The organism is Mesorhizobium sp. M1A.T.Ca.IN.004.03.1.1 (assembly GCF_003997555.1).
GTDB lineage: Bacteria > Pseudomonadota > Alphaproteobacteria > Rhizobiales > Rhizobiaceae > Mesorhizobium.
In genome coordinates this window covers 1-263 of record NZ_RZTV01000492.1, presented here as the reverse complement: position 1 = coordinate 263, position 263 = coordinate 1, and the positions used below count along the sequence as shown (strand labels likewise).

The 263-nt window shown below is 65.4% G+C and carries 1 protein-coding gene; it reads right to left on the bottom strand.

Translation table 11 applies throughout. The features are described 5' to 3' along the window. Nucleotides 1-258 (bottom strand): Rrf2 family transcriptional regulator (locus EOD29_RS32585; protein ID WP_164763983.1); only part of this gene is annotated, 258 nt, incomplete at its 3' end. Between the last annotated feature and the right edge of the window lie 5 nt (nt 259-263).

Genomic DNA, 263 nt, shown 5'->3' with positions numbered 1-263 from the left:
CGGCCCTTCGACCGCGAGCACGATGTCGAGCAGCGAAATCTCCTTCGGCGCTTTTGCCAGCCGATATCCGCCCTTCGGCCCCGGTACGGTATCGAGGATGCCGGCGCCCGACAGCGCCTGCAGATGCTTCAGCAGGTAGCTCGTCGAAACGCCGTGGAATTCCGCCAGCGCGGCCGCCGACAGCACGCCGCCCTCGGAAAGGCCGGAAAGCATCGCAACGCTGTGAATGGCCTGCTCGACCCCATCGCCCATCTTCATGCAAC